Genomic DNA, 25,244 nt, shown 5'->3' with positions numbered 1-25,244 from the left:
TTCCAGGGGACCAGCGGCTTCGAGTCGGCCCGGCTCATGAAGCCTTTCTTCCCCCCGGTCCCGCCCCTGCCGCCCGGCGACCTCGGGAAGCTCATCAACCCCCGTCATGCCGCGGTGGAAGAAGCCCTGGCGAAGGGCGGCACGGTGCCCTTCACCAACACGGACGGGAAGACGGAGCAGGTCTCCATCACGCCCGTGCCGGTGCCCTTCGGCAACAACGACATCTATGCCGTCCGCGTCGGTGATGACACGTTCACCGTGTCCATCGAGAGGGGCGGCGACGTGGACGCTGCGGACGTCCTCACGCAGGTCATTGATTCCTACAGCGAGACGCCGGAGGACCTGCGCGGCTCGCTCGAGCACGTCGTCATCAAGAAGGACCCGGATCCGGAAGACGCCGCCGCGCGCGCGGGCGACGGCACCATCACCTTCTATGGCGGCGAGGCCAACGTGACGGACGACATCTTCCACCACGAAATCGGCCACCTCATCGGCCGGCAGGTGGAGGACGCGAACGACAGCTGGCTGTCCGGCATCTTCGAGAAGCTCTCCGGCGAGCCCCCGCCCATCCCGGACGGCTGGGCGGACGCAGCGGCCGCGGACGGCAACCACCTCAACGACTACACGGAGAAGAGCTTCGAGGACTCCGGCGTCTACACGGAGGACTTCGCGGAGGCCTGGTCCGAGTACATGCGCGCGCTCGACGACGGCCCCGAGGCCCTGGCCGAGTTCGAGCGGACGTACCCCGAGCGCTCCGAAATCCTCGAGGACCTCTACCCGCCGCCGGCCTGAGCCACCCCGCCCGCGTCGAGCAACCGCAGCGGCGTGTCCCGCCCCATGGCGATGAAGGGCGCCCAGTAGTGCGGATGGGGCTGCGCGCGACGCAGTTCCCGCATCGCCTCACGCAGCGCCGTGGCCAGCCCTTCCCCGCCGAGCAGGTGGCGGTAGTAGGTCTCCATCAACGTGCGCGTCGTCGCGTCGTCCACCTTCCAGAGGCTCATCACCACCGTCTCCGCGCCCGCCACCAGGAAGGCCCGGCGCAGGCCGTAGACGCCCTGTCCACGCCGGACCGCGCCCCGGCCGGTGTCACAGGCGGACAGCACCACCAGCTGCGTGCCCCACAAGTCCAACCCCGCCAGCTCCAGCGCCGTCACCAGCGCGCTGTCGGAGGCGGAGGCACCGGGAGCGCTCGTCTTCGCGGTCTCTCCCGCGAGCAGCAGGCCGGAGCGCAGCAGCGGATCCGGCGGGCGCGCGGTCTGCGGATCCTCGCCCAGCGCGCCGAAGGTCGCGACGGCCCGCGAGTTCTCCTGCGCGGTGGCGTCCTCCAGGAAGAAGCCGTGGGTGGCCAGGTGGAGGATGCCGGGCGTGCGCAGGTGCAGCAGCCGCTCCTTCGTCGCCTTCGCCCCCAGGAACAGCTGCGCCTGCGGGAACAGGCGCTGGATGGCCTCCGCCTCCTCGCGTGAGCCCGGCAGCGGGACGGGGGCCCAGTCCCGCGCCACCAGGTCCTCGCGCCGCGACGGAGAGCGCTCCGCCACCAGGGACGCGCCTCCCGTGGGGAGCGCGGAGATGCGGGGCCCCGTGTTGAACGCCGGATCCGCCAGCACCACCACGGAGGACGCGGGCCGGGGCTCCTGGGCACGCGGCAGCAGGTCCTTCCCGGAGGTGACGTAGGTGAAGTCGTAGCTGTCCACCAGGTACTGCTGGCCGTCGTGCAGCGCCGCGAAGGGCACCAGCGCCAGCTCGCCATCCGGTGAGAGGAAGAGGCGGCGGGCCTTGCCCAGCAGCGGAAGCAGCGGCTGGAAGGCGAGCTGGTAGAGCGCGTGGGAGGAGCCCTCGAAGGCGGCGTCCCGGCGCGCCAGCGCGTCCCGCAGGCTGGAGGCCGCCGCTTCAATGGGCCCGGCGGGGCCCAGGTCGAGCGCGCGGATGCTCGCGTCCGGCAGGAGCACCAACGCCAGACAGCGCAGCTGGGACGTGCCCGTTCCCTGCACGAGGGGCCGGTCCTCGTAGGTGATGAACTCCACGAGGGCGCCGTCCTTCGGCAGGGCCTCGGCGACACGGTCGACGATGTCTCCGGGCGCGGGCAGCGCGGCCAGCGCGCGCAGCGGAGCGGAACGGCTGGCGAGGGTCGCCTCCAGCGCGTCGCCCTGCGCGGTCAGCGCCGTGAGCTGCCGCTGGTACGCGGACGGCGCGAGCGCACCGGGCCCGAGGAGCGAGAGTCGGGCCAGCTGGGTGCGCAGCTTGCGCAGCTGCTCGAAGGTGCCTCGCTCCTCCGTGCCCAGGCTCCGGTAGACCGCGCGGGAGATGTCGGCCGTCTCCTCGACGGAGCGGCCCTTGAGCAGCAGCGCCGCGCTCAGGGCCAGACGCCGGACGTCGGCGGAGTCCGGGTGCGCGCGCACGAGCGCGTAGAGCTGCTCCTCGTCCGCGCGCAGGTGCTGGAGGAAGCCGGCCAGCCGCGCCTCGGAGAACTCCAGGGCCTCGCGGCGCAGGCGCTGCTCGGAGACGGCGAAGGCGCGCGTGAGCAGCGGCACGGCGTCATCCAGGCGGTGCTGCGCCAGGCGCAGGAGGGCCAGGTTGTTGAGCGAGGCCGCGAGGTCCGGGTGGTTCTTGCCCAGCACCGCCTCACGGATGGCGAGCGCGCGCGCGTAGAGCGGCTCCGCCTGGCTGTACATCCCCTGGTCCCGGTAGAGATTGGCCAGGTTGTTGAGCGAGCCGGCGACGTCCGGGTGGTTCTTGCCCAGCACCTCTTCCCAGATGGCCAGCGCGCGCGCGTAGAGCGGCTCCGCCTGGGTGAGCTTCCCCTGCTTGCGGTAGAGCGTGGCCAGGTTGTTGAGCGACGCGGCGACGTGCGGATGGCTCCTGCCAAGCGCCGCCTCCCAGAGCCCGAGCGCGCGCGCGTAGAGCGGCTCCGCCCGGCCATACTTCCCCTGCGCCTGATAGAGCGTGGCCAGGTTGTTGAGCGCGGCGGCCAGGTCCGAAGCGCTGCTGTCGGGAGCGGCCTCCCGGATGGCGAGCGCGCGCGCGTAGAGCGGCTCGGCCCGGTCATACAGCCCCTGGTCCTGATAGAGATTGGCCAGGTTGTTGAGCGAGTCCGCCACCAGGGGATGCTTCTTGCCGAGCGCCGCCTCCCGGATGGCGAGCGCGCGCAGGCCCAGCGGCTCCGCGCGGCTGTAGAGCCCCTGGTCCTGGTAGAGCGTGGCCAGGGTGTCGAGCGAGTCCGCGACCAGCGGGGCCTTCTTGCCCAGCGCCGACTCGCGAAGGGAGAGCGCCCGCACGTACAGCGGCTCCGCCCGGTTGTAGAGGCCCTGCTCCCGGTACAGCAGCGCCAGGTTGTTGAGCGAGTCCGCGACGGTGAGGTGCTGCTTGCCGAGCACGTTCTCCCGCAGGTCCAGCGCGCGCGAGTAGAGCGGCTCCGCCCGGCTGTAGAGGCCCTGCTGCTGGTAGAGGTTGGCCAGGTTGTTGAGGGACTCGGCGTAGGCGGACTGGTTCTCGTTGAGGGTCGCTTCCTGGCTGGCGAACGCGCCCATGCGGCGGCGCTTGTCCAGGCTGTACAGGTTGTTCGTCCGCCGGGCGAAGGCGTGCCCGTGGTCGTAGAAGCCCCCGGCCTGACGGTCCGTCTCCATCGCGGGGGAGGCGGCGAAGCTGAGCAGCGCGGCCGCGGTGACGGCCTTCGCGGCGTCGTCGTTCACCACCGCTTCCCGGATGGCCAGCGCGCGCTCGTGGAGGATGCCAGCCTGGGCGAAGTCCCCCTGCAGCCGGTACAGCTCCCCCAGCAGGTTCAGGGCGTAGGCAACGTCCGGATGCGAGTCCCCGAGCACGGTCTCCCGCAGCGCCAGGGCCCGCGCCCCGGGCGCCATGGCCTCGGCGTACCGGCCCTCGTCGTAGAGCGTCGCGGCCTGCTCATAGGCCTGGAGCGCGTCCGCCAGCCGCGCATCCAGGGGCTCCCGTCCGCCCGGCATGATCGAGGCACACCCCAGTGCCATCACCACCATGCACCCGAGAACCCACCGCATGCCGACTCCTCCTGGGGACCGGGGATGACCCACCCGGGTCTCCCCCTCCCGACTTAGAGGCAGGGACCCGGAGAATCATGCAGGAACGTGTGCGCGAGGCACTTCCTACTGCCCATACCCCCGGAATTGCTGGAACACGCGCTCCATCTCGGCGTCGTCCAGCAGCACCGGTTCACCCACCTGGAGCGCGCGCCAGTACATGGCCGCCAGCGTCTCCACCTCCACCGCCAGCTTGAAGGCCCCGGGCAGGTCCGCGCCCACCGCCACCAGCCCGTGGTTGGCCAGCAGGCACGCCTTGCGGCCCTCCAGGGCCACCATCATGTTGCGCGCCAGCTCCGGGGTGCCGAAGGTGGCGTACTCCGCGCACCGCACGTCCGTGCCGCCCGCCGCGGACACCATGTAGTGGAAGGCGGGGATGCCCCGGCGCAGGCACGCCAGCGTGGTGCTGAACATGCTGTGCGAGTGCAGCACCGCGCCCACCTCCGGCCGGGCCTGGAGGAGGTCGCGGTGCAGCTGCCACTCGGTGGACGGCTTGCGGTGGCCCTCGTGCGAGCCGTCGAAGCGCATGAGGACCAGGTCCTCCGGCGTCATCGTCTCGTAGTTCATCCCGGACGGCGTGAGGAGGAAGCCGCCCTCCACCCGCTGGCTCAGGTTGCCGGACGTGCCCTGGTTCAGCCCGGACGTGTTCATCCGCCGCGCGGTGGCCACCATCGCCTCGCGCAGCGCTTGGTGGCCCCCCACCCCGCTCACTTCGCCGCGCTCCGCTGGGCGCGCCGCTCCGGGAAGAGCGACAGCATTCCTTCTTCCGTCGCCGGGCACACGCCGCGCTCCGTGACGAGCGCCGTCACCAGCCGCGCGGGCGTCACGTCGAACGCGTAGTTCGCGGCGGGGCTGCCCGGAGGAGTAATCCGCACCGTGGCGATGTCCCCCGAAGGCAGCCGGCCCGTCACGTCGCTGAGCTCCGTGCCTTCGCGCTGCTCGATGGGGATCTCCTTCACGCCGTCCTGGATGGTCCAGTCGATGGTGGGCGACGGCAGCGCCACGTAGAACGGCACGCCGTTGTCCTTCGCGGCCAGCGCCTTCAAGTACGTGCCGATCTTGTTCGCCACGTCCCCGCGCGCCGTCGTGCGGTCCGTGCCGACGATGCACAGGTCCACTTCCCCGTGCTGCATCAGGTGGCCGCCCACGTTGTCCGCGATGACCGTGTGCGGGACGCCGTGCTGTCCCAGCTCCCACGCGGTCAGCACCGCGCCCTGGTTGCGCGGGCGCGTCTCGTCCACCCAGACGTGCAGGGGCAGGCCCGCGTCGTGCGCCAGGTACATGGGCGCCAGCGCCGTGCCCCAGTCCACCGTGGCCAGCCAGCCGGCGTTGCAGTGCGTGAGGACGTTGAGCCGGCCCTTCCGGCCCTTCTTGTCCCACGCCTCCTGGAACAGCTTGAGCGCGTGCTCGCCGATGGCGCGGTTGATGGCCACGTCCTCGTCGCACAGCGCCGCCGCCTGCCGGTACGCCGCGGCGACGCGCTCCGAAGGCTTCAGCGGCGTCAGCGCCGCGCGCATCCCGTCCAGCGCCCAGTGCAGGTTCACCGCCGTGGGCCGCGTGGCCCGCAGCATGGTCAGCGCCTTCTCCAGCGCGCCGTCGGACGCGTCCTGCCGCATGGCCAGACACACGCCATACGCGGCCGTGGCGCCAATGAGCGGCGCGCCGCGCACGAGCATGCTGCGGATGGCGTGGCCGGCTTCATCCGCCGTGGACAGCTTCACCTTCACGAACGCGTGCGGCAGGCGCGTCTGGTCGATGACGCCGACGCTCCAACCGTCGGACTCGACCCAGATGGAGCGCATCGGAACGCCTTGGACTTTCATCGCCGTGTCTTCCTTGTTCCCGCGTTCAGCGCTTGAGGACGCGGCCCGCCACCGCGGAGAGCTTCTCCACCATGGCCGGGTCGCGCGCGTCGGGCGACGTCATGATGGCGTGCTCCAGCGCCGTCTGGCAGCCGGCGTGGCACAGGGTCTGGTGCTGGCTCACGAGCGGCGCGATGTTCTTCACCAGCCCGCGCGCCTTGCCCGCGTTGCCCAGCAGCACCGCGACCACCTGATCCACCGTCACCGCGTCGTGGTCCGGATGCCAGCAGTCGTAGTCCGTGACCATCGACACGCTCGCGTAGCAAATCTCCGCTTCCCGGGCGAGCTTGGCCTCCGGCATGTTGGTCATGCCAATCACGTCGCAGCCCCACTGCCGGTACAGCTTGCTCTCCGCCAACGTGGAGAACTGCGGGCCCTCCATCACCAGGTACGTGCCGCCGCGCACGACCTTGATGTCCAGGCCCTCGCACGCGGACATCACCGCGTCGCCCAGGCGCGAGCACACCGGCTTCGCCATGGACACGTGCGCCACCAGCCCTTGCGAGAAGAAGCTCTTCACGCGCGCGAAGGTGCGGTCCACGAACTGATCCACCACCACGAAGGTGCCGGGCGGCAGGTCCTCCCGCAGGCTGCCCACCGCGGAGACGGAGAGGATGTCCGTGACGCCGCTGCGCTTGAGCGCGTCGATGTTCGCGCGGAAGTTCAGCTCCGACGGGGGAATCTTGTGCCCGCGACCGTGGCGCGGCAGGAACACCACCGGCTGGTCGCCGATGCGGCCGAAGCAGAACTCGTCCGACGTCTCACCGAAGGGCGACGACACCCGGCGCCACGAGACGTCCGTCAGGCCGTCAATCTGGTACAGGCCGCTGCCGCCGATGATGCCCAGCACGGGCTTGTTGGAACTCGACATGGGGGAGACTCCGCTCCGGGATGAAGAATCGATTCAGGACACGTGCGCGAACGGATCGAGCGACGTGAAGTCGTGGAACACCGGGTGCCCGTGGCCCGGCGGCAGGGCCACCTCGCCCCGGTCCAGGGCCGCGGTGCGCAGGCCCGCCTGCTTCGCCGCGTCCAACTCCGCCACGTTGTCGGAGAGGAACAGGATGTCCCCGGGCGGCAGCTCCAGCGTCCGGGCAATCGTCGTGTACGACGCGGCCTCCACCTTGGGGCCGGTGGTGGTGTCGAAGTAGCCGGAGAACACCGGCGTCAAATCCCCTTCCACGCTGTAGCCGAAGATGAGCTTCTGCGCGGCGATGCTGCCGGAGGAATAGACATACAGGCGCAGGCCCTTCGCGTGCCACTCACGCAGGGCCCGGGCTGCGTCCGCGTGGACGTGGCCCTTGATTTCGCCCCGCGCGTAGCCTTCCTCCCAGATGAGCCCCTGGAGCGTCTTGAGCGGCGTGGCCTTGCGGTCCACGTTGAGCCAGCGCTGGAGCAGCGCCACGGTGCCAATCTCGTCCAGCCCCGGCTCACCCGCGAGCGTGCGGGCGTCGGACAGGCACTGGCGCACGGTGGCCGACTGTCCGTGCGTGGCGACGTACTCCGCCAGGTGCTTCCGGGCGAAGGGGAAGAGGACGTCCTTCACGAAGGCGATGGAGCTGGTGGTGCCTTCGATGTCCGTGACGATGGCCTTGGGAGCACTCACGGCGCGTACTTCGGGAAGCGCTCGGCGATGGTCTCGCCGGTGAAGTGGCCCACCCAACCGTCCGGGCGGATGAAGAAGCGGATGGCGGCGAAGCGGGGCGCGGCGCCCATGTCGAACCAGTGCTTCATGCCCTCCGGCACGCTGATGAGGTCTCCGCGCGTGCACTCCACCTGGAAGACCTTGTCGCCTGCGTGCAGGTAGAAGCAGCCGCTGCCCTCCACCATGATGCGCGACTCGTCCTCCGTGTGGGCGTGCTCGGAGAGGAACTTCGCGCGGGCGGCCTCCACGTTGGGGGCGTCCGGCTTGATGCGCGCCACGTCCACGGTGTTGTAGCCGTGGGCCTTCATCTCCGCGTCCACGATGTGCTTGTAGGCCGCGAGAACCTCTTCCTGGCCCGCGCCGTCCGGCAGGTCCACGGAGGCGTTCACGCGCTCGAAGCGCACGCCCGCGGGCTTGAGCTCGCGGCGGATGTCCTCGGGCTCGGTGTAGACGCCCAGCGGCGCCTCCGGCTGGTGGTCGTTGTAGACAATCAGCTTGCTCATCGCCGCACCTTCATCTTCTCGAGTTCGTACGTCAGCAGGTGTTCCAGCGCCACGACGTGGCGGCGCGCCTCGGCCATGCTCCGGCCCCAGGTGTAGAGCCCGTGGCCGGCAATGAGATACGCGACCAGGTCCGTGCGCTTCTGGAGCATCGCGGTCACCTTGTCCGCGAGCCGCGGGATGTCCTGGTCGTTGGGGAAGATGGGGATGGACACCGCCGCCTCGTGCGTGCGCGTGTCGCCCAGGGCCTTGAGCAATTCGAAGTCCTGGAGCACCAGCTCGCCTTCCGCGAGCCGCAGGTTCGACAGCAGCGCGGCCACCACGGAGTGCGTGTGCAGCACGGCCTGCGCCTCCGGGCGGTCCCGGTAGAGCTGCAGGTGCAGGGGTGTCTCCGCGGACGAGCCCTTGGGCGGCGGCGCGTGGATGTCCGCCACCAGGATGTCCGCCTCCACCAGCTCGCCCTTGTCCACGCCGGAGCGCGTGACGGCGGCGGTGCGGGCATCCAGCCTGCGGGAGAAGTTGCCGCTGGTGGCGGGCACGAAGTTGCGCACGCTCAAGAAGCGGCCCACTTCGACGATTTCACGAGCCGCTTCGGACAGGTTCGCGGCAGGGGCCGGTTCGATGCTCATCCATCCCTCGGGGGAGCTTGAGGACGCGATGAAACATCGCGTTGATGACACGAAGCATAGTCCGGGGGTCGCCGGTAGGCGCAAGGGAACGCGACGCAGGACGTCATGCGTCCTCCCGCGCCGCTCAGGTTCCGTCGAGCGCGAACGTGGCCAGCCGCGCGAACTCCTCCTGGCCGTCCCGCTCCAGCACGTCGTTGTGGTGGGCGCCCGGAACGGTCACCACCCGGGCCTTCGGGAAGCGCTGCCCCAGCGTGCGGCCCATGTCCACGGGGACCACCTCATCCTCTTCGCCGTGGATGATGAGGACGGGGATGGGGATGTGGGGAGCTTTTTCGAGCGACAGGTAGCGGTCGCGCATCAACAGTGAGGCGGGCAGGAAGGGCAGCGTGCGCTGGCCCATGGCGACCATGGACGTGTACGGGGACACCAGCACCATGCGTGCGCCGTACCCGCGCCGCGCCATCTCCACCGCGACGCCGGTGCCCAGGCTGCGCCCGCTGAGCACGATGTCCTCCGGCTTCACGCCCTGCTCGCGCAGGAACTGGAGCGCGGCCTCCGCGGACGAGTACAGGCCCGCCTCCGTCGGACTGCCCGGCGACGCGCCGTAGCCCGGGTACTCCACCGCGAGGAAGCCCAGCCCCGCGTCCCCGAGCGCCTGGCCGAAGCCCCGCTGTCCCAGGAGCTGCTCGCCGTTGCCGTGGAAGTGCACCACCGTGGGGGCCCCCGGCGGCGCGGGCACGTAGAAGCGGTCCACGTTGAGGCCGTCGGCCAGGGGCACCACGCCGAAGCCGGGCTGGTCGCGCAGCATCGCGGGTTCAGCGTGGGGCGCGGGGTAGATGAGCGCGCGCTGCGCGGCGAAGGCGAGCGCGCACAGCGCCAGGTACAGCATGCCGGTGACGATGACGAAGGCCATGAGGAGGCGGCGGAGACGTTGCACGCCGCCAGTCCATCACACCGCGCGCGACCGGGGCGACAAACCTCGACGCGAGGCTCAGTGCAGCAGCGCGCCGAAGAACGTCATGCCCAGGTTCACCGCCGACGCGATGACCAGCCCCGCGCCCACCAGGCCCGCCATCGTGAGGGCCATGGGGTTGCGGTCCGCGATGCGCAGGCCCTTGTGCAGGGTCTTCTTCAGCATCGTGCGCTGGCATTGCACGTGGATGCGGCCCTCCAGCGCGGCGTGGAGCTGCGTCACCATGTCGTCCACCGACACGAAGCGCTCCGCGGGGTCCTTGCTCATCCCCTTCTTCACGAACCACATCAGCTCCGCGGGCACCGGGCCCTGCGCGCTGTTCAGGTGCATGGACGCCATGTCCAGCGTGCGCGTCTGCACCCCCTTCATGATGTCCGGCACCGACTGGATGCCCTCCAGGTAGTGCGTCAGCGACAGCAGCTCATGGAAGAGCACCGACAGGCTGTAGACGTCGCTGCGAGCATCCATCGTGTCGTGCTCGCCGCGCGCCTGCTCCGGGGACATGTAGAGCGGCGTACCCACCACGGAGCCCAGCTCCGTCTGCAGCGGCCGGGCCGAGTGCAGGTCCGTCGGCTCACCGGCCGCGATGGCCCGGGCGGCGGACGCGCCCACGCGGCGCGCGAGGCCCCAGTCCAGCACCGTCACTTCACCAAAGGGGCCCACCATGATGTTCGCGGGCTTGATGTCGCGGTGGATGAAGCCCTTGCCGTGCGCGTACGCCACCGCGTGCAGCACGCCCAGGAAGATCTGCACCCGCACCTGGAACGGATAGCGCACCAGCGCGTCCAGCTCCGACTTGCGCAGCCGGGCGATGATGGACTCCAGCGTCTCGCCCTTCAGGTGCTTCATCAGGAAGTAGTACCGGCCCTGCTCATCCACGCCCACGTCGTGCACGGGCGCGATGTTCGGGTGGTCCAGCATGCCCACCGTGCGGATCTCCTCCACGAAGCGAAGCACGCGGTCCAGGTCCGCGCCCGGGGGCAGCCGCTTGAGCGCGACCTCCCGCTCGATGTCGTGGTCGCGGATCAGCACCACCTCACCCATGCCGCCCTGCCCCAGCGGGCGCACTTCCTCGAAGCGCTCGCGCTGCAGCGGCACCACGTTGGGCTGCTGCCCCTGCCACTCCACTCGCGGCAGCACCGTGTTGCGCCGCTGGGTCGTGGCTGCCCCCGGAGTGAGCGTGGGCGCGAGCTGCGCCCCCGAGGACGGAGAGATGAGCGTGTTTTCCAGGCCGGCCGCGAGCGTTTGACTCATACGCGGCCAGGAATAGCAGGCACTCCGTGCGCGCGCCCACTAACGCGCAGTCCCTGACGCAACCGCGCGAAACCACTGGGCTGGCGAGCAGCCAGGCGTCACCCCGCCAGGGTGAAGGGCACGTCCAGCACCGGCAATTTCGTAGCGCCGGGCAGGTCGTAATGCCACCACTCCATCTTGTTGCGCTGGAAGCCGGCGCCCTCCATGGCCTTGCGCAGCACCTCGCGGTGCTCGCGCGAGGCGGGCGTGCCGCCGGTGTAGCCGTGGTGCGCCGCGGGGGTGAAGTCGTCGAAGGGGGTGGGCATCTCCACCTCCGCCCCGTCCTTCGTCACCAGCGTCAGGTCCACCGCCCCGCCCCGGTTGTGGTTGGAGCCCTTGCGCGGGTCCGCCACGTAGCCGGGCTTCGGGAGGATCTTCCACATCTCGTACTGCACCGCGCGCGGCCGGTAGCAGTCGTACACCTTCAGCCGGTAGCCCTGGGGGCGCAGCGCGTCCGCGGCCTGCGACAGGCGCTTCGCCGAGTCCGGCAACAACAGACACCGCGCGCCGTCCGGGTACACCTGCTTCTTGAGGAAGTTGTCCTTCGTCGCGTAGCGCAGGTCCAGCACCAGGTCCGGGATGACGGTGGTCGCGTCCACCAGCTCCGCCTTGGGCTTGGGCGGGGCGGCCTTCGGTGCGCTTCCGAGCAGCGCCAGGGTCAGCGTGAGGCCTGTCGCGAGCATCAGCGCACCCCGTCCGTGTACACCGTGGGGTCCGGCACGCCGGCTTCCTGGAAGCCCTTCGCGCGCAGCAGGCAGCTGTCGCAGCGGCCACACGCGCGGCCCTGCGCGTCCGGGTCGTAGCAGGAGTGCGTCATCCCGTAGTCCACGCCCAGCTTCACGCCGGCCTGGATGATCTGCGCCTTGGTGAGGCCGGACAGCGGCGCGTGCACCTTGAAGGTCGCGCCCTCCACGCCCGCCTTGGTGGCCAGCTGGGCCATGGCCTCGAAGGAGCGGATGAACTCCGGGCGGCAGTCCGGGTAGCCGCTGTAGTCCACCGCGTTGACGCCGATGTAGAGGTCCGTGGCGCCCACCACCTCCGCCAGCCCTAGCGCCAGCGAGAGGAACAGCGCGTTGCGCGCGGGCACGTAGGTGACGGGGACGTCGTGGGACATGGCGTCCTCCGAGCGGTCCTTGGGCACCGGGATGTCGTCCGTGAGGGCGGAGCCGCCCACCTGCCGCAGGTCCACCGTCACCACGCGCACGTCGCGCACGCCCATGGTGGAGGCGACCTTCTTCGCGCGCTCCAGCTCCACCGCGTGGCGCTGGCCGTAGGCGATGGACAGGCACACCGGCTCGAAGCCGTCCGCCTTCGCCATCGCCAGGCACGTCGTCGAATCCAGGCCGCCGGACAGCAGCACCACCGCACGCTTCGCCATTCCATCCTCCACTTCGGGGCGGCGCACACTACACGACGGGGACAGGCCCGGGGTGCTTCAGTCGATGCGGTCGCCGCTCACCGTGTACACGGTCGTGCAGGTGGACGGGTTGCATTTGCAGGCCGTCCCCTTGCCCGGCAGGAAGACGTCCGTGAGCGTGCCGCACGCGAGCGATACGTCGTAGCCGTTCTCCGTGGGGGCCGGGACGTCGCCCTCGGGGACGCCGCCGTCCAGGCGCTTGCAGTCGCGCGCCACGTTGCGCGACTGGCTGTCGCTCAGGAGCATGACGTTGAGCGCTTCTTCAATCTCGGAGTCCTCGCAGCCGGTGCCGCACGAGTCGCGGCGCGCGGTGGCGCGGTGGGTGGAGGACACGCTCTGGCCGGTGTAGCCCGCGTCGCGGGAGAAGCCCTGCACGGTGAAGAAGCCCGTGCCCGCGTCGGTGTCGCGGGAGAAGGTGCCCTCGAAGGTGAAGGTGCCCGCGTCGTCCAGCTGCGCGAAGTCGCGCGAGCCCGCGTCGCACGTGGTGCGCGCCGCGTCCAGCTTCGCCTGGAAGCGGAACGTCCCCATCACCTGGTTGCCCGGGTACACGGGGTCGGAGAAACAACCCACCGCCACGGCCAGGGCCGCCGCGGGGAAGAGCGCCAGTGCCAGTCGCTTCAGGTGCATGAGGCGCTCCAGGTTAGACGTCCAGCGAGGCCAGGGCCAATTGACGGAAGGCCTCGCTGCGGGACAGCACCGCGCCCACATCCACCGCCGCCGGGTCACCGCCGCGCACGTCCGAGTCCAGCCGCGCCAGCACGCGCCCCGCCGCCAGCGACGCGGGCATCGCGCGCCAGGCCGCCACCGCCGCGTCCTCCCACGCCAGCACCGCGCCGGGCCGGGTGAGCTCCACGCCCTCGGAGCCCAGCGCCAGCGCCAGCGCGCACAGCCAGCCCAGCTCCACCGCGCCAAAGCAGCCGAGCGCGCCCGCGCCCAGCACCAGCGCATCCGGCGACGTGAGGTACGCCTCCACGCCACCGCGCGGATCCACGGACAGCCGCACGTTCTCCGCGCCCAGCGACACGAGCACCGGCTTCAGCGCGACGTGCAGCCGCGCGAGGCTCGCCTCCGTCACGGGCACCAGGCCTTCCGGCTCCGGGTGCTGGAAGTCCTGCGCGGGACGCTCCAGCCGCGACATGGGCGCACGAGGCGCGGGGGCGTCGCTGCCGACGAGCGCGGCGCCGATGCCGTCCGTGCGCTCCGCCTCCGGACGGCCCAGGGCGCGCAGCGCTTCCGCGTACAGCGTCCAGCCGTCCACGTCCGGCCACTTCTCACGCAAGAGCGCGGGCCAGAAGCGCACCGCGAGCACCGCGCCGTCCGGGGACGGAGAGAAGCGCTCGGTCACCCACCGCGTCAGCGCGGGCGTGAGCTGCTGCGCGTCCGCGAGCCGCTCCGCCAGACGGACCGCCGGGCCCACGAGCTGCGCGTCCAGGTAGCCGCGCAGGATGACTTCCAGTTCCGCGGGGTCCTGCGTGAGGCGCTCGCGCAGCCGCAGCGCTTCGCCCACCAGGCCGCGCGCGTCGGCGAACTTCACGCGGCGGGCCAGCCGCTCGTCGGTGTCCGGGAGCTGCTCCAGCTGCGTGGCCGCTTCGGCCCAGCGCTGCTGCGCTTCGTAGGCGTCCGCCAGGCGCTCGCGGTACGGCGTCCACGCGTCGGCGCCCGCGAGCTTCGCGAGGGTGTCCGCCAGCGCGAGGAACACCGTGGACTCGCGCGCCTCGTCCACCAGCGCGAGCAGCGACTGCACGGCGGCGAGGTTGTCCGCGTCGTCGGCGAGGGCGGCCTCGAAGGCCTCGCGCGCCTCGGCGGGCTGGGCCAGCGGGCCCTGGAGCAGCTCACCGCGCTCCAGGTGCAGCAGCGCGCGCGCCCTGGCGTCCTGCGTGTCCTCCGCGATGAGCGCCAGCGTGCGCTCCGCGGACTCCAGGTTGCCCAGCTGGCGTTCCAGGGCGTAGCGCTCGCGCAGCAGCTCCTCGCGGCGCGCGGGCCAGCCGTCCGCGGCGAAGGCCAGCGACTCCAGCCGCGCGGGCTCCGGCAACTGGCGCACGCGGGTGAGCACCGCTTCGGCCAGGGCTTCGGGCTCCAGGCCCAGCTCCGGCAGGAGGAGCATCAGGCGCGCGCCGAGGCCGGGCTCCCCGCCCACCTCCTCCAGGGCGCGCAGGCGCGCGAGCACCGGGGCCGGACGGGCGCGCAGGACTTCGTCGCGCAGCGCCACGGCGAAGGCGGCGTCGCGCTCGTAGGACAGGGCCGCCAGCTCCAGCAGGCCTTCCCACTCCGCGTCCTCGCGCAGGCCGTCCGCCAGCGCGGAGGCGTGGGCGGGGTCCGCGTCCGGCATCGCGACCAGGGCCCAGAGGGCCACGCGCGTGCGGGGCACGTCGCCCGCCTGCGCGGCCATGGCCAGCGCGTCGGTGTACTCGCCCGCGGCCATGGCGGGCGCGAAGCCCACGTCCAGCGCGCGCGCGAAGGCGCCCAGGCGGGCGAAGCGCTCGGCCAGCTCCGACGCGGACAACATGTCCGGTGCGTCGGTGGCGATGCGCTCGATGACCTCCAGCGCCTCGCCCATCTCGCCCGCCTTCTCCCAGAGGCCGGCGGCCTCCAGCAGCAGCGGGGGACGCTCCTCGGGCGCGGCGAGCCGGGCCGCCTGCAACAGTGCGCGGGCCGCGCGGGGCGCGTCTCCGGAGGCGCGGTGCAGGTGCGCGACGAGCAGCGCGGCGCGCAGGTCCGGCTCCGTGGCGACGGCGGCCTTCGCGGCCTTCAGCGCCTCGTCCAGCAGGCCCGCCTTCTCGAAGGCTCGCGCGGCGGCCACCAGCAGCGACACCCGCTGCTCGCCCGACGCCAGCTCCGAGCGGGCCACGCGCACCTCGGCGCGGCGCGCGTGCGCCTCACCGAGCAGCGGCTCCAGGGCCTCCAGCGCGTCAGCGTAGCCGGCACCGGAAGCGCCCCGCGACACCACGGCCTCCAGCGCGTCGCGGGCGGCGTCCTCGCGGCCCGCGTCCTTCGCCAGCGCCGCGAACTCCAGCCGGAGCACCGCGGACTCGTCCGCGTCCTCCGTGAGGGGGATCAGCCGCTCCAGCGCGGCGAGCAGCTCCACGGACTCCTTGCGCGCACGCAGGCCGTCCACCAGCGCGCGCAGGGCGGCCGGGTTCTCCGGATCCGCTTCCGCCGCGCGGCGCGTGAGGGCCCAGGCCGTGTCCGCGTCCGACAGCGACTCGTTCGCCACGGACGCGGCGGCGAGCAGCAGCTCCGCGGCGCGCGAGCCTCCCGCGGCCTCCGCGCCCACTTCGTAGATGCCCAGCAGGTCGCCGTGGCGGCCCAGCGCGCGCAGGCCCTCCACCGCGCGGTCGATGACGCTCGCGTCCGCCGGGCGCAGCCGGGCCAGGGGCACCAGCGCGTCGATGGCCTCGCGCGGGTCATCGAAGAGGTCCGCCGCGCGGCGCAGCAGCACCTCTTCCGTCGCCGCGTCCTGGGCCCTGCGCGCCAGCTGCAACGACGCGCGGTACAGCCCGGGGCCGTTGCCCGTGCGCGAGTGCACCTCCGCGAGCAGCGACAGCGCCTCACCACCGCGCGCGCCCTCCGGCTCCAGCGACACCACGGCTTCGAAGGCGTCCGCCGCGTCGTGGAACGCACCCGAGGCGAGCGACGCATGGCCCAGGCGCAGCCACGTGCGCACGAGCACCGGCACCGGCAGCGAGTCGCCGCCCAGCGCCAGCACCCGGCGGTCGTACGGCTGCGCGGCGGCGGGGCCTCCACCCTGGGCGGCCAGCTCGGCGCGGGCGCAGAGGGCATCCACGTCACCGCCCGCGCGGCCCAGGTAGTCGTCGAAGGCCTCCGCGGCCTTGAGCGCCTCGCCCGCGTCCAGCAGGCGCTGGGCCCGCTCGCGCAACAGGGGCAGCGCTTCGGTGGGAGCCACGGCCTCCGCGCGCTGGCCCAGCAGATCCGCCAGCCGGCGCACGTCTCCGGCGGCGCGCTCGCGCACGTGCTGGAAGGCCTCCGCGTTGGCGGGGTCCAGCTCGAACGCGCGGTCCTCGCAGAGGATGGCGCGCTCGCGGGCACCCTCTTCACGGAAGGCGCTGGCGGCGGCGAGGTAGCTCGCGGCGGCCTCGGCGGGCGTCTGGCGCTCGGCGCGGCGGAGCATCAGCTCGGCCAGGGCCTGGCGCTCGCCGCTCTCCTCCAGGAAGGCGCGGTGGCGCGTGAAGACGGGCTCCCGGAAGGGGTCGGCCTCCAGGAGGATGGCGTCGAACTCCGCGGCGTCGGCGGGGCGGCGCACCTGGTGCAGCAGCTCCGCCGCCTGCGCGGTGAGGTTCAGGTCGTCCGGCTTCGCGGCGCGCGCGGCGATGAGCGCGGCGGCGGCGGCCTCCGGCTTGTTGGCGCGGTCGCGGTAGAGAACCGCGGCCTGGAGGAGGAGCGCCGCGTGACGGTCGGCGTCGATCTCCGCCTCCGCGCACTCCTCGTACCAGGCGGCCAGCTCCGCGAGCCGGCCGTCGCGCTCCAGCAGCTCCGCGAGCAGGCCTTCGGCCTCCGTGAGCCACCGGTCCTGGCGCAGGGCCTGGCGCAGGAAGCCCTCGGCCTTCGACGGATCCGCGAGCTCGCCCAGGTTCAGGCGGGCAAGGCGCAGCAGCACCGCCGCGCCCTCGCGCGTGCCCGTCATGCGGGGCAGGCCGCGCTCCCACCAGCGCGCCTCGGCGGCCGCGTCGTCGCGGCGCTCGGCCAGGGCCGCGCCCATGCGCGCGGTGTCCAGCTCCGCGGCGAATCCGAAGGCGCGCTCCAGGGAGGCCTCGGCCGCGTTCAGGTCCAGCTTCACGTCGCGCAGCAGCTCCGCGCGGCGGCGCTCGCACGCGGCGGCCTCCGCGTTGCGCTCCCCGGCAGCGAACAGGTCGCGGGCGTTGGCGAGCGAGCGCAGCGCTTCGTCCGCGCGGCCCAGCGACTCGGCGAGCCGGGCCTCTTCGTCGTAGGCCGCGAGCGCGGCGTCCACGTCCCCGGCCTGGAGGCTGAGCGCGGCCACCGGCTGGAGTTCCGCCAGCAGCTCCGACGTGCGGCCCGTCTCGCGGTAGAGCGCGACGAGCCGGCGGCGCAGGGGCAGCGGCTCCTTCGCCATCGTTGCCGCGTGGGATAGCAGCGACGCGGCGATGCCCGCGTCCGCCAACGCCTCGCGTGCGCGCTCCGCCAGCGACACCAGCCGCGCGACGGTGTCCTCGGACGGCGCCAGCACGCGCGCGTGGGCGACGCGCACCTCGAAGGCACCGCGCGGATCATCGCGCTCCAGCAGCGCGGCAAGGCGCTCCACGGCGCGCTCGCACAGCGGACGCTCGGCGAGCAGGTGCCGGTACGCGGCCACCGCGCGCTTCACGTCGCCGGCCTGCTCCGCCAGGTCACCCAGGCGCAGGCTCGTGGCCTCCGCCGCCTCCGGGGCCGTGCGGAAGTCCGCCGCCTGGACCAGGGCTTCCTGCAGGGGCAGCGCTTCGCGCACCGCGCCGCGCAGGTAGAGCAGGTCCGCCAGCGTGGCCAGGTCCTCGCCCTTCGCCGGCACCCGCGCATGCGCGCGACGCGCCAGGGCCAGCGCCCGGTCCAGCTCCTGGGCCTGCCGCGCGTAGGTGACGCCCTCGCGCAGCAGCGCCGCGGCCTCGGCGGCGTCGGCGTCTTCAGCGGCGGCCTCCAACAGGCCCGCGGCCTCCAGCAGCTCGCCGCGACCGGCCACCAGCGACACCAGCCGGCGGCGCACGGCCGCATCGGTCGGCGTCAGCCGCAGCGCCTGTCGCAGCGCGGCCTCGGCGGGCGCACCCTGCCCCAACCGGTCGAGGTAGAGGCTCGCGAGCTCCGAGTACAGCGACGCGGCGACGGAGGTCGGCGCATGGGGCGCCTCGGCGGCGAGCAGCTCCGCGAGCCGGGCCCAGTCCTCCAGGTCGCGAAGCACGCGCTGCAACGCGAGCGTGGCTTCTTCGTGGCGCGGCGCCAGGACCAGCGCGGCTTCCAGGTCGCGCGCGGCGGCCTCGCGGTCCCCCAGGTCTTCGAGCAGCGTGGCGCGCAGCAGGAGCGCCTCCACGCGGCGGGCGATGGGACCCTGACGCGCGGCCTCGACCAGCGCCGCGGCTTCGTCGGCGGGCTTGCCTTCGCGGCGGGCCAGCTCGGCGAGCGCGAAGAAGGCGTCGCACCGCGCGTCGGCGGGTGGCTCCAGCGCGATGGCGGCACGCAGCGCGTCCCCGGCGGAGGCGCGCTCGTCCTTCTCCAGCAGCACGGTGGCCAGGGCCAGCAGCCGCTCCCGGGCGCGGGCGCCCAGGGTGGCATCGGCGGCCACGGCGCGGCGCCAGGCATCCAGCTCGGCGGGCGCGTCCGACGCCTCGCGCGCCAGCTCCGCCAGCATCAGCAGCAGCGGCGCGGGACGACGCGACAGCTTCGCGGCCTGGGCACAGTCATCCCGCGCGGGACCCGTGCGGCCCGCGCTCCGATGCAGGGCGGCACGGCGCGCGAGCAGCTCGGCGCGGGCCTCACCCGACGCGGCGGACACCAGCGTGCCCAGCAGCTCCAGCCGCTCGGCCTCTTCTTCCGGCGTGCCCGTGCCGGGCGGGGGCAGCAGCTCCAGCAGCGCCTGCGCCGCCCACGCGTCCTGCGACTCCTCCGCCAGCAGGCTGCGCAGCGAATCCGCCGCGGCGCTCGCACGGCCCAGGGAGAGGCACAGTTCGGCCAGTTCGCGGCGGGCCTGACGGCGGGCGTCTCCGGCGAGGCGCGGCCACAGCTCCACCAGCAGGTCCGCCAGGGCCTCGCGGGCACCTGCCTTGCGGTGCAGCGCGGCCAGCTCCAGCCGCGCGTCCAGGTCCTCCGGCGTGCGCGCGCAGAACTCCGCGAGCAGGCGCCGGGCCGCGTCCGTGCGGTTCGCGCGCACGGCGGCGGTGGCGGCCTTGCGCGTGAGGGCCACGCGCTCCGCTTCGCGCGGGGCGTCCACGTCCGCGGGCGGCAGCGCCAGCACCGCCTCGAAGTCCTCCAGCGCGGCGCGGGCATCCGTGGTCAGCCGCAGCTCGCCCCGGCGGATCCGCGCGGGCGCGAACGTCGCGTCGCGCTCCAGCGCCTCGGCGAGGAAGGCTTCCTCGCGGCTCGTGCCTGCGGCCAGCAGCGACGCGCGGAAGAGCAGCTTCGCGCCCGCTCGCTCATCCGGCACCAGCGTGGCCCGCCGCGCGTACAGCCGCGCCGCCTCCAGCTTCTCGCCGCGCTCCAGCTCCAGCTCGGCCAGCGCCTCCAGCACCTCGGCGGCGAGCGGTCCCTCGGGGCTCGCCTCCAGCGCGGAGGCCAGGCGCATCAGCGCGGCGGCCTTCTCCCCGCGCTCCAGCAGCGCACGCGCGCTCTGGAGGAACAGCGGCGCGGCCTCTTCAGACCGGTCCGCTCCCGCCAGCGCCTGCGCGCGCGTGGCCCACAGCTCCGCCAGCGCCTGTGTCTCGCCGGCCTCCGTGTAGAGGGACTCCAGCCGCGTGGCGAGCACGTCATCCAGCCGCCGCAGCGGGAACGCCTGCGCGTACGCGGCGATGGCGCCCTCGCGGTCGCCCAGGAGTTCACACGCCCGGCCCAGCCGAGCGCGAACGTCCGCCAGCTTCTCCGGCGCCGCGGTGCGCGGCAGCGTGGCCAGCAGCGACTCCAGCGCGCGCCGGGCATGCTCGGGCCTCTCGCAGCGCAGGCTCAGGTCCGCCAGGTCCAGCAGCACCGCCGCGTCCGGCGCGAGCCGCGCGGCCTTCTCCAGCGCCACCAGCGCGTCGCCCACGCGACCCAGCCGCGCCTCCAGCACGCCGGCCAGCTCACGCAGCGCCGCCGCCGCCAGCCGCTTGTCGCCCTGCGCCTCGGCCACGCGCGCGCGGTCCTCCAGCGCCTGCGCGAGCCCCGCCAGGTCGGAGCGCTTGCGCTGCAACGCGCACAACTCACCCAACGCCGGCAGGTCATCCGGCTCCGCGCGCAGCACCTCCTGCAGCGCGTGCACGGCGAGGTCCAGGTCGAACGCCAGGTCGCGCGCGGCCACCGCGAGGCGGCGGTACTTCTGCGCCCGCTCCTTCGGCTCCACCGTCAGCCGCGCCAGCGCCGCGAGGCACCGGGTGAGCTGCGCGCCGTCGCGGCGGGCCTCGGCCAGCGCGAGCAGCGACTCCAGCGCGGGCCGGTGGTCGCCGTCCGCCTCCAGCGCGAGCGTGAGCAGCTTGTCGGCCTTGTCCGCCTGCTGGAGCTTGCCCCGGTACAGCTCACCGGCTTCAGCCCACAGCGCGGCGCGGGCCTTCGGCTCTTCCTTGAGGGCGGCGGCCTTCTCCAGCGCCTCGGCCAGTTCCTGCGAGCGGCCGGTGACGCGGAAGTACGGAATCAGCTCATCCAGCGCCACCGCGTCGCGCGGATCCAGCGCGAGCGCCGCTTCCAGGTGCTCGCGCGCCCGCGCCGGGTCGCCCAGCTTCGTGCGCGACAGCCGGGCCAACGCGTGGTGGCTCTCGTGCGCGGCGTGGCGCACGCTCTCCGAACGCGGCGCCGGTCCCGCCAGCTCCAGCGCCTGCTGGTAGCCGCTCAGGGCTTCCTGCAACCGGCCCAGACCTTCGGCGACGCGCGCGGAGGCGAACAGCGGCTCCGGCTCGCCGGGCAGCAGCGACACCGCCTCGCGGTAGCGCAAGAGCGCGTTCTCCGGCTGCTTCAGGCCGTCTTCCCACACCCGGCCCGCGAGCAGGTCCGCCTGTCCCACGCGGTCCAACTCGTGGCGCGCCATGGACACTTCGCGCAGCCGGTCCAGCGCCTTCAACGCGCGCAGGTGCTCACCGCCGCGGTGGCACAGCTCACCGAGCAGCAGCAGCGCGTCCGGTTGATCCGGAGACAACCGCAGCGCGGCCTCGCAGTGCAGCCGGGCCCCCGCGATGTCGTCCTCCGTCTGCGCGCACAGCCGCGCCAGATGCACGTGCGCGTCCGCGGCCTCCAACGGGTCGCGAGCCAGGGCCGCGAGCCGCCGGTACGCCCGCACCGCGCCGGCCCGGTCGCGCGCCTGGTCCGACGCGCGCGCCAGCGCCTTCAACGACGGCAGGTGGTCCGGCTTGAGGCCCAGCAGCTCGTGCAGCGCCTTCACCGCCACCTGGGGCGCGGTGTCGCGCGAGGAGCGCGCGGCGGCCTCGGCGGCGAAGAACGCGGCGGCCTCTTCCGACGTGCGGCGGGCCAGCGCGCACAGCGCCAGGTAGCGCTCCGCCGCGCGGGCACCTTCACCCCGGCGCTCGCGCACCACGGCCTCGCCCCACAGCGCCGCGGGGCTGCGGTCCCGGCGGCGCGACAGCGTGGCCGCCACGTCCAGGGCCAGGTCGTGCGCCTGCGGATCCGCGACGAGCAACGCCAGCAGCCGCTCCGCCGCGAACGGGTGCGCGTCCTGCGCGTCACCGGCCTGGAGGTACGCCTGCCGCGCCTCCGCGAGCCGGCCCTGCGCGACCAGCGCTTCCGCGTCCGCGAAGGCCCGGGCGCCCTCCAGCGCCAGCATCAGCTCCTCGTCCGGCGCGGCGGGCGGCGGCAGCCCACCGGCGGCGAAGCGCAGGCGCAGGCCCGTGCTGGAGACCTCGGCCGCGGACAGGCGCGCGGTGTCCAGCGTGGGCACCTTGTAGCCCCGGCTCAGCGCGGCCAGCTCGCACAGCGCGGGCAGCACGCGGGTGGAGAAGCCGGTGGCGCCGCGCACCTCCACGTCCGGCAGCAGGCCCAGCGCGCCCACGGCCTCGGACAGGAGGCCCGGCAGCTGCACCGACGGCGTGGCGGAGAAGCCATACAGCCGCACGTCGTAGACGTAGACGGCCAGCCGGTCCCCGTCCGCGTCGAAGGCGATCTTGAACGTGAACGGCGTGCGCTCCGGCGCGGGCAGCCGGCCCTGGCCCTCCAGGTAGCCCGGGCGGAAGTGCAGCCGCAGCTCCTCGATGCCCGCGAGCCGCCCGGCCAGCTCCGCCACCTTGCGCGTGACGAGGTCCGCGTCGACCGTCAGCTCCAGGAAGCCGAACAGCAGCTTCTTGCGCTGGTAGCGCGTGGCGCCCGCGCTGACGTTGAACGGGAAGCTGACGTCCGGAATCTGGAGCGCGAAGTCGGCGATGCGCAGCCCGGGCTGGACCTCCAAGGCCGGAAAGCCCACGAACGCGCGCCGATCCAGCAGGCGAAGCTCGGGGGCGGCGCCCGAAGCGGGCGCGGCGGGCTTGGGGGACTCGCTGTCGGTGGCCATCGTCGGAGGCTGGGGAGGCTACCATGCCCCCTAAGCCCTGGAATTTTTAGGCAATCCCCCGCCTGGGAGGCAGGCGGCGGGGCACGATGTACCCAGGTGAATCCGCCCTGGAGGAACGTCATGCGCCCAAGGCGGAAGCCGTGCAAGATGCCGCGCCGTGCTGGCCCCCGACGCACTGGTTCTCGACGGTCGTTTCCGGGTCCTCGGGCCCCTGGGCTCCGGGGGCATGGGTGAGGTGTACCTGGGCGAACAGGTCTCCCTGGGCCGCAAGGTCGCCATCAAGGTCCTCCACCACGACCTGCACGCCCAGGCCGGCATGGCCGAGCGCTTCAAGCGCGAAGCCCGCCTCCTGTCCGCCGTGGAGCACCCGGCGGTGGTGCGCATCGTGGACTTTGGCGAGTCCGGCGACGCCGCGTGCCTCGTCATGGAGTTCGTGGAGGGGCAGAGCCTCTACGACGCGCTCCAGGGCGGTCCGCTCCTCGCCCCCCGGGCCTTGGCGCTGCTCCAGCAGCTGGCGGAGGGCCTGGCGGCCATCCACGACAAGGGCATCATCCACCGCGACCTGAAGCCGGAGAACGTCCTCATCTCCCCGTCCGTGCGCGGCGAGCAGGCGCGGCTGTTGGACTTCGGCATCGCGCGGCTGGTGGAGCCGGACGCGAACAGCGCGCTCAGCCAGGTGGGCGTGGTGCTGGGCACGCCGGAGTACCTGTCCCCGGAGCAGGCCGTGGGCGCGAAGGTGGACACGCGCAGCGACCTGTACTCCTTCGGCGTGCTGGCCTACCGCGTGCTGTCCGGGCGGCTGCCGTTCGACGGGCCCTCGCCGCGCCACTTCCTGTCGCAGCACGCCTCGCACGCGCCGCTGCCCCTGGACCGCGCGGCCCCGCATCTGTCGCGCTACGTGGGGCTGCTGTCGCTGGTGATGCGGCTGCTGGACAAGGACCCGGCGAAGCGGCCGCAGACGGCGAAGGAGCTGGCGGACGCGCTGGGCCTGGCGCACGCGGCGCTGATGGCGTTCACCCCCAGCCAGGGCACGCCCATCGTCCACGCGACGCCCGCCGCGGGGACGGCGCCGGTCGGCTCCGGTTCGGGCACGGCGGCGTTCGGCGTGAATCCCGCGCCCGTCGGTCCGGGCTCCGGCACGGCGGCGTTCGGCGTGGCACCGGCAGCCCCTTCCGTGACGGCGCCTCCGGTGCAGGCGCAGCAGCGCACGGGCACAGCGGCGTTCGGCACGGCGGCCCGGCTGACGGGCGGCGGGATGCCCGCGGTGACGGGCGGCGCGGCGGTGACGAAGGCGCAGAACGTGACGGTGATGCTCACCGACATCCAGGGCTTCACCGACCGCATGAGCCGGCAGACGCACGAGGAGAACGCGCGGATGCTGGACACGCACGACCGGCTGCTGATGCCGCTGGTGCGCGAGCATGACGGGAAGCTGGTGCAGAAGCGCGGCGACGCGCTGCTGGCGGTCTTCCGGGCCCCCTCCTCCTCCATCCGCTGCGGCATGGCGATGCAGCAGGCGCTGTGGCGCTACAACCAGACGGTGCCAGTCGAGCACCAGCTCCACATCCGCGTGTGCCTGCACGTCGGCGAGGTGCTGGTGACGAACGACGCGGTGCTCGGCGAGCCGATGGAGGTGGTGAAGGCGGTGGAGCACGTGGCCGCCGCGGACGAGGTGACCTTCACCGAGGCCGTGAACATGGTGCGCAACCGCGCCGAGGCCCGCGCCGAGCCCTGCGGCACCATTCCCCTGCCCGGCCGCGATGAGAAGGTGCAGCTGTACCGCGTGACGCGCTCGGAGGAGGGCTCACCGTTCGGCGCGGCGCTGGGCATCCGGGAGCCCGGGACGAAGCAGTCGCCGCTGGACGGCCTGCGCACGAAGGCGCGCGAGGGCGCGATGTACCTGCGTCATCATCCGCGCGTGCGGGCCGGTGTCGCGGGAGCGCTGGTGCTGCTGGTGGCGGGGGTCGCGTGGACGGTGCACGCCAATGATCCGCGGGTGCAGGCGCGTGGGCTGCTGAAGGACGGCAAGCCCAGGGAAGCGCTCCAGCGGTTGGATGCGCCAGACATGCCCAGGGGCGCGGAGACGACGCTGCTGCGCGCGGAGGTGAAGCACGCGCAAAACAGGCACAACGAGGAGCACGCCCTCATCCAGAGCCTGGGCAAGGAAGACTCGCTGGAGCCTGAAATGGCCCTCCTGGACGGGCTGGCCGAGGACCTGGGAAACAACGACGCCTCCGCGAGCACGGCCCTGGACGCCCTGCCGGCCCCCACGGTCCGTTCGCACCTGGAGTCCCTGGCCCGGGGCGAACTCTCGGTGAAGCAGTGGGGCGCGCTGCGCTACCTGGACAGCAAGGACCACGCGGACCTGGACCGGGTGAAGCTCTTTTCCGCGTCGCTGGAGTCCAGCGACTGCTCCGTGCGCGCGAAGGCAGCCCAACGGCTGGTGAGCCTGGGCGACCCCGCCGCCCTGCCCGCCCTCACGCGCGCGGTGGAGTCGGCCTCCAGCGAGAAGCCGTCCGGCGGCGGCAAGGCCTGCAACGCGCAGGTGCTCACCCGCGCCCTCGAAGAGCTGAAGAAGAAGACCGCGCCGTAGCGTGGCTCCCCGGCCACGCGGGTGCGTCACGGAGGCCGCGCGTTCGCATCGCCCCCGGGCTGGAGCGCGGCGGATCCGCTGTGCACCCATCTTGCACTCGCGG

15 protein-coding genes are annotated in these 25,244 nt (G+C 73.2%); 2 read left to right on the top strand and 13 right to left on the bottom strand.

Annotated features, from left to right (window positions below):
* Nucleotides 1-792, top strand: a 792-nt coding sequence (locus tag D7W79_RS06440; RefSeq protein WP_208729648.1) for a hypothetical protein, incomplete at its 5' end; no start/stop codon positions are given.
* Here the strand turns inward: D7W79_RS06440 and D7W79_RS06435 are convergent.
* The 13 genes from D7W79_RS06435 to D7W79_RS06375 form a co-directional block, all read right to left on the bottom strand.
* Nucleotides 774-4,010 (bottom strand): CHAT domain-containing tetratricopeptide repeat protein, encoded by a 3,237-nt coding sequence (locus D7W79_RS06435; RefSeq protein WP_120524447.1) that lies wholly within the window; start codon nucleotides 4,008-4,010, stop codon nucleotides 774-776. The two genes, D7W79_RS06440 and D7W79_RS06435, sit on opposite strands and share 19 nt — an antisense overlap.
* A gap of 105 nt (nucleotides 4,011-4,115) precedes the next feature.
* Nucleotides 4,116-4,760: a class II aldolase/adducin family protein gene (locus D7W79_RS06430; protein ID WP_120524446.1), complete on the bottom strand. Its 645-nt coding sequence runs from the start codon at nucleotides 4,758-4,760 to the stop codon at nucleotides 4,116-4,118.
* A complete protein-coding gene (mtnA, locus tag D7W79_RS06425) occupies nucleotides 4,757-5,872 on the bottom strand; it encodes an S-methyl-5-thioribose-1-phosphate isomerase (protein WP_120524445.1) in 1,116 nt (371 codons plus the stop codon). The genes D7W79_RS06430 and mtnA overlap by 4 nt, the downstream gene beginning before the upstream one ends.
* A gap of 25 nt (nucleotides 5,873-5,897) precedes the next feature.
* The gene (locus tag D7W79_RS06420) at nucleotides 5,898-6,782 is read right to left on the bottom strand and encodes an S-methyl-5'-thioadenosine phosphorylase (protein WP_120524444.1); all 885 of its coding nucleotides are present in this window, start codon (nucleotides 6,780-6,782) and stop codon (nucleotides 5,898-5,900) included.
* Nucleotides 6,783-6,815: 33 nt separating this feature from the next.
* Complete coding sequence (gene mtnC, locus D7W79_RS06415; RefSeq protein WP_120524443.1) at nucleotides 6,816-7,517, bottom strand: acireductone synthase; 702 nt, start codon at nucleotides 7,515-7,517, stop codon at nucleotides 6,816-6,818.
* Nucleotides 7,514-8,059, bottom strand: coding sequence for a 1,2-dihydroxy-3-keto-5-methylthiopentene dioxygenase (locus tag D7W79_RS06410; protein ID WP_120524442.1), 546 nt, complete (start codon nucleotides 8,057-8,059; stop codon nucleotides 7,514-7,516). The genes mtnC and D7W79_RS06410 overlap by 4 nt, the downstream gene beginning before the upstream one ends.
* Nucleotides 8,056-8,685: a methylthioribulose 1-phosphate dehydratase gene (locus D7W79_RS06405; RefSeq protein WP_120524441.1), complete on the bottom strand. Its 630-nt coding sequence runs from the start codon at nucleotides 8,683-8,685 to the stop codon at nucleotides 8,056-8,058. Before D7W79_RS06405 ends, D7W79_RS06410 begins: the two co-directional genes overlap by 4 nt.
* Nucleotides 8,686-8,809: 124 nt before the next feature.
* Complete coding sequence (locus tag D7W79_RS06400; RefSeq protein WP_208729649.1) at nucleotides 8,810-9,598, bottom strand: alpha/beta hydrolase; 789 nt, start codon at nucleotides 9,596-9,598, stop codon at nucleotides 8,810-8,812.
* Between the two features lie 78 nt (nucleotides 9,599-9,676).
* The gene (locus D7W79_RS06395) at nucleotides 9,677-10,912 is read right to left on the bottom strand and encodes a serine/threonine-protein kinase (RefSeq protein ID WP_120524439.1); all 1,236 of its coding nucleotides are present in this window, start codon (nucleotides 10,910-10,912) and stop codon (nucleotides 9,677-9,679) included.
* Between the two features lie 98 nt (nucleotides 10,913-11,010).
* Entirely contained in the window at nucleotides 11,011-11,634 is a 624-nt protein-coding gene (ddpX, locus tag D7W79_RS06390) for a D-alanyl-D-alanine dipeptidase (RefSeq protein WP_208729647.1), read from the bottom strand.
* Complete coding sequence (gene queC, locus D7W79_RS06385; protein ID WP_120524438.1) at nucleotides 11,634-12,329, bottom strand: 7-cyano-7-deazaguanine synthase QueC; 696 nt, start codon at nucleotides 12,327-12,329, stop codon at nucleotides 11,634-11,636. Before queC ends, ddpX begins: the two co-directional genes overlap by 1 nt.
* Nucleotides 12,330-12,386: 57 nt before the next feature.
* Entirely contained in the window at nucleotides 12,387-12,995 is a 609-nt protein-coding gene (locus D7W79_RS06380; RefSeq protein WP_120524437.1) for a hypothetical protein, read from the bottom strand.
* 13 nt (nucleotides 12,996-13,008) lie between these two features.
* Nucleotides 13,009-22,548, bottom strand: coding sequence for a flagellar hook-length control protein FliK (locus D7W79_RS06375; RefSeq protein ID WP_120524436.1), 9,540 nt, complete (start codon nucleotides 22,546-22,548; stop codon nucleotides 13,009-13,011).
* A 157-nt stretch (nucleotides 22,549-22,705) separates the two neighbouring features.
* Between D7W79_RS06375 and D7W79_RS06370 the strand changes: the two genes are divergently transcribed.
* Entirely contained in the window at nucleotides 22,706-25,141 is a 2,436-nt protein-coding gene (locus tag D7W79_RS06370; protein WP_167497671.1) for a protein kinase domain-containing protein, read from the top strand.
* Nucleotides 25,142-25,244: the final 103 nt, after the last annotated feature.

It is taken from the genome of Corallococcus exercitus (assembly GCF_003611585.1).
Taxonomy (GTDB): Bacteria; Myxococcota; Myxococcia; order Myxococcales; family Myxococcaceae; genus Corallococcus; species Corallococcus exercitus.
Note: the sequence above shows the minus strand (reverse complement) of the source record. Positions and strands in the feature narration are given on the sequence as shown.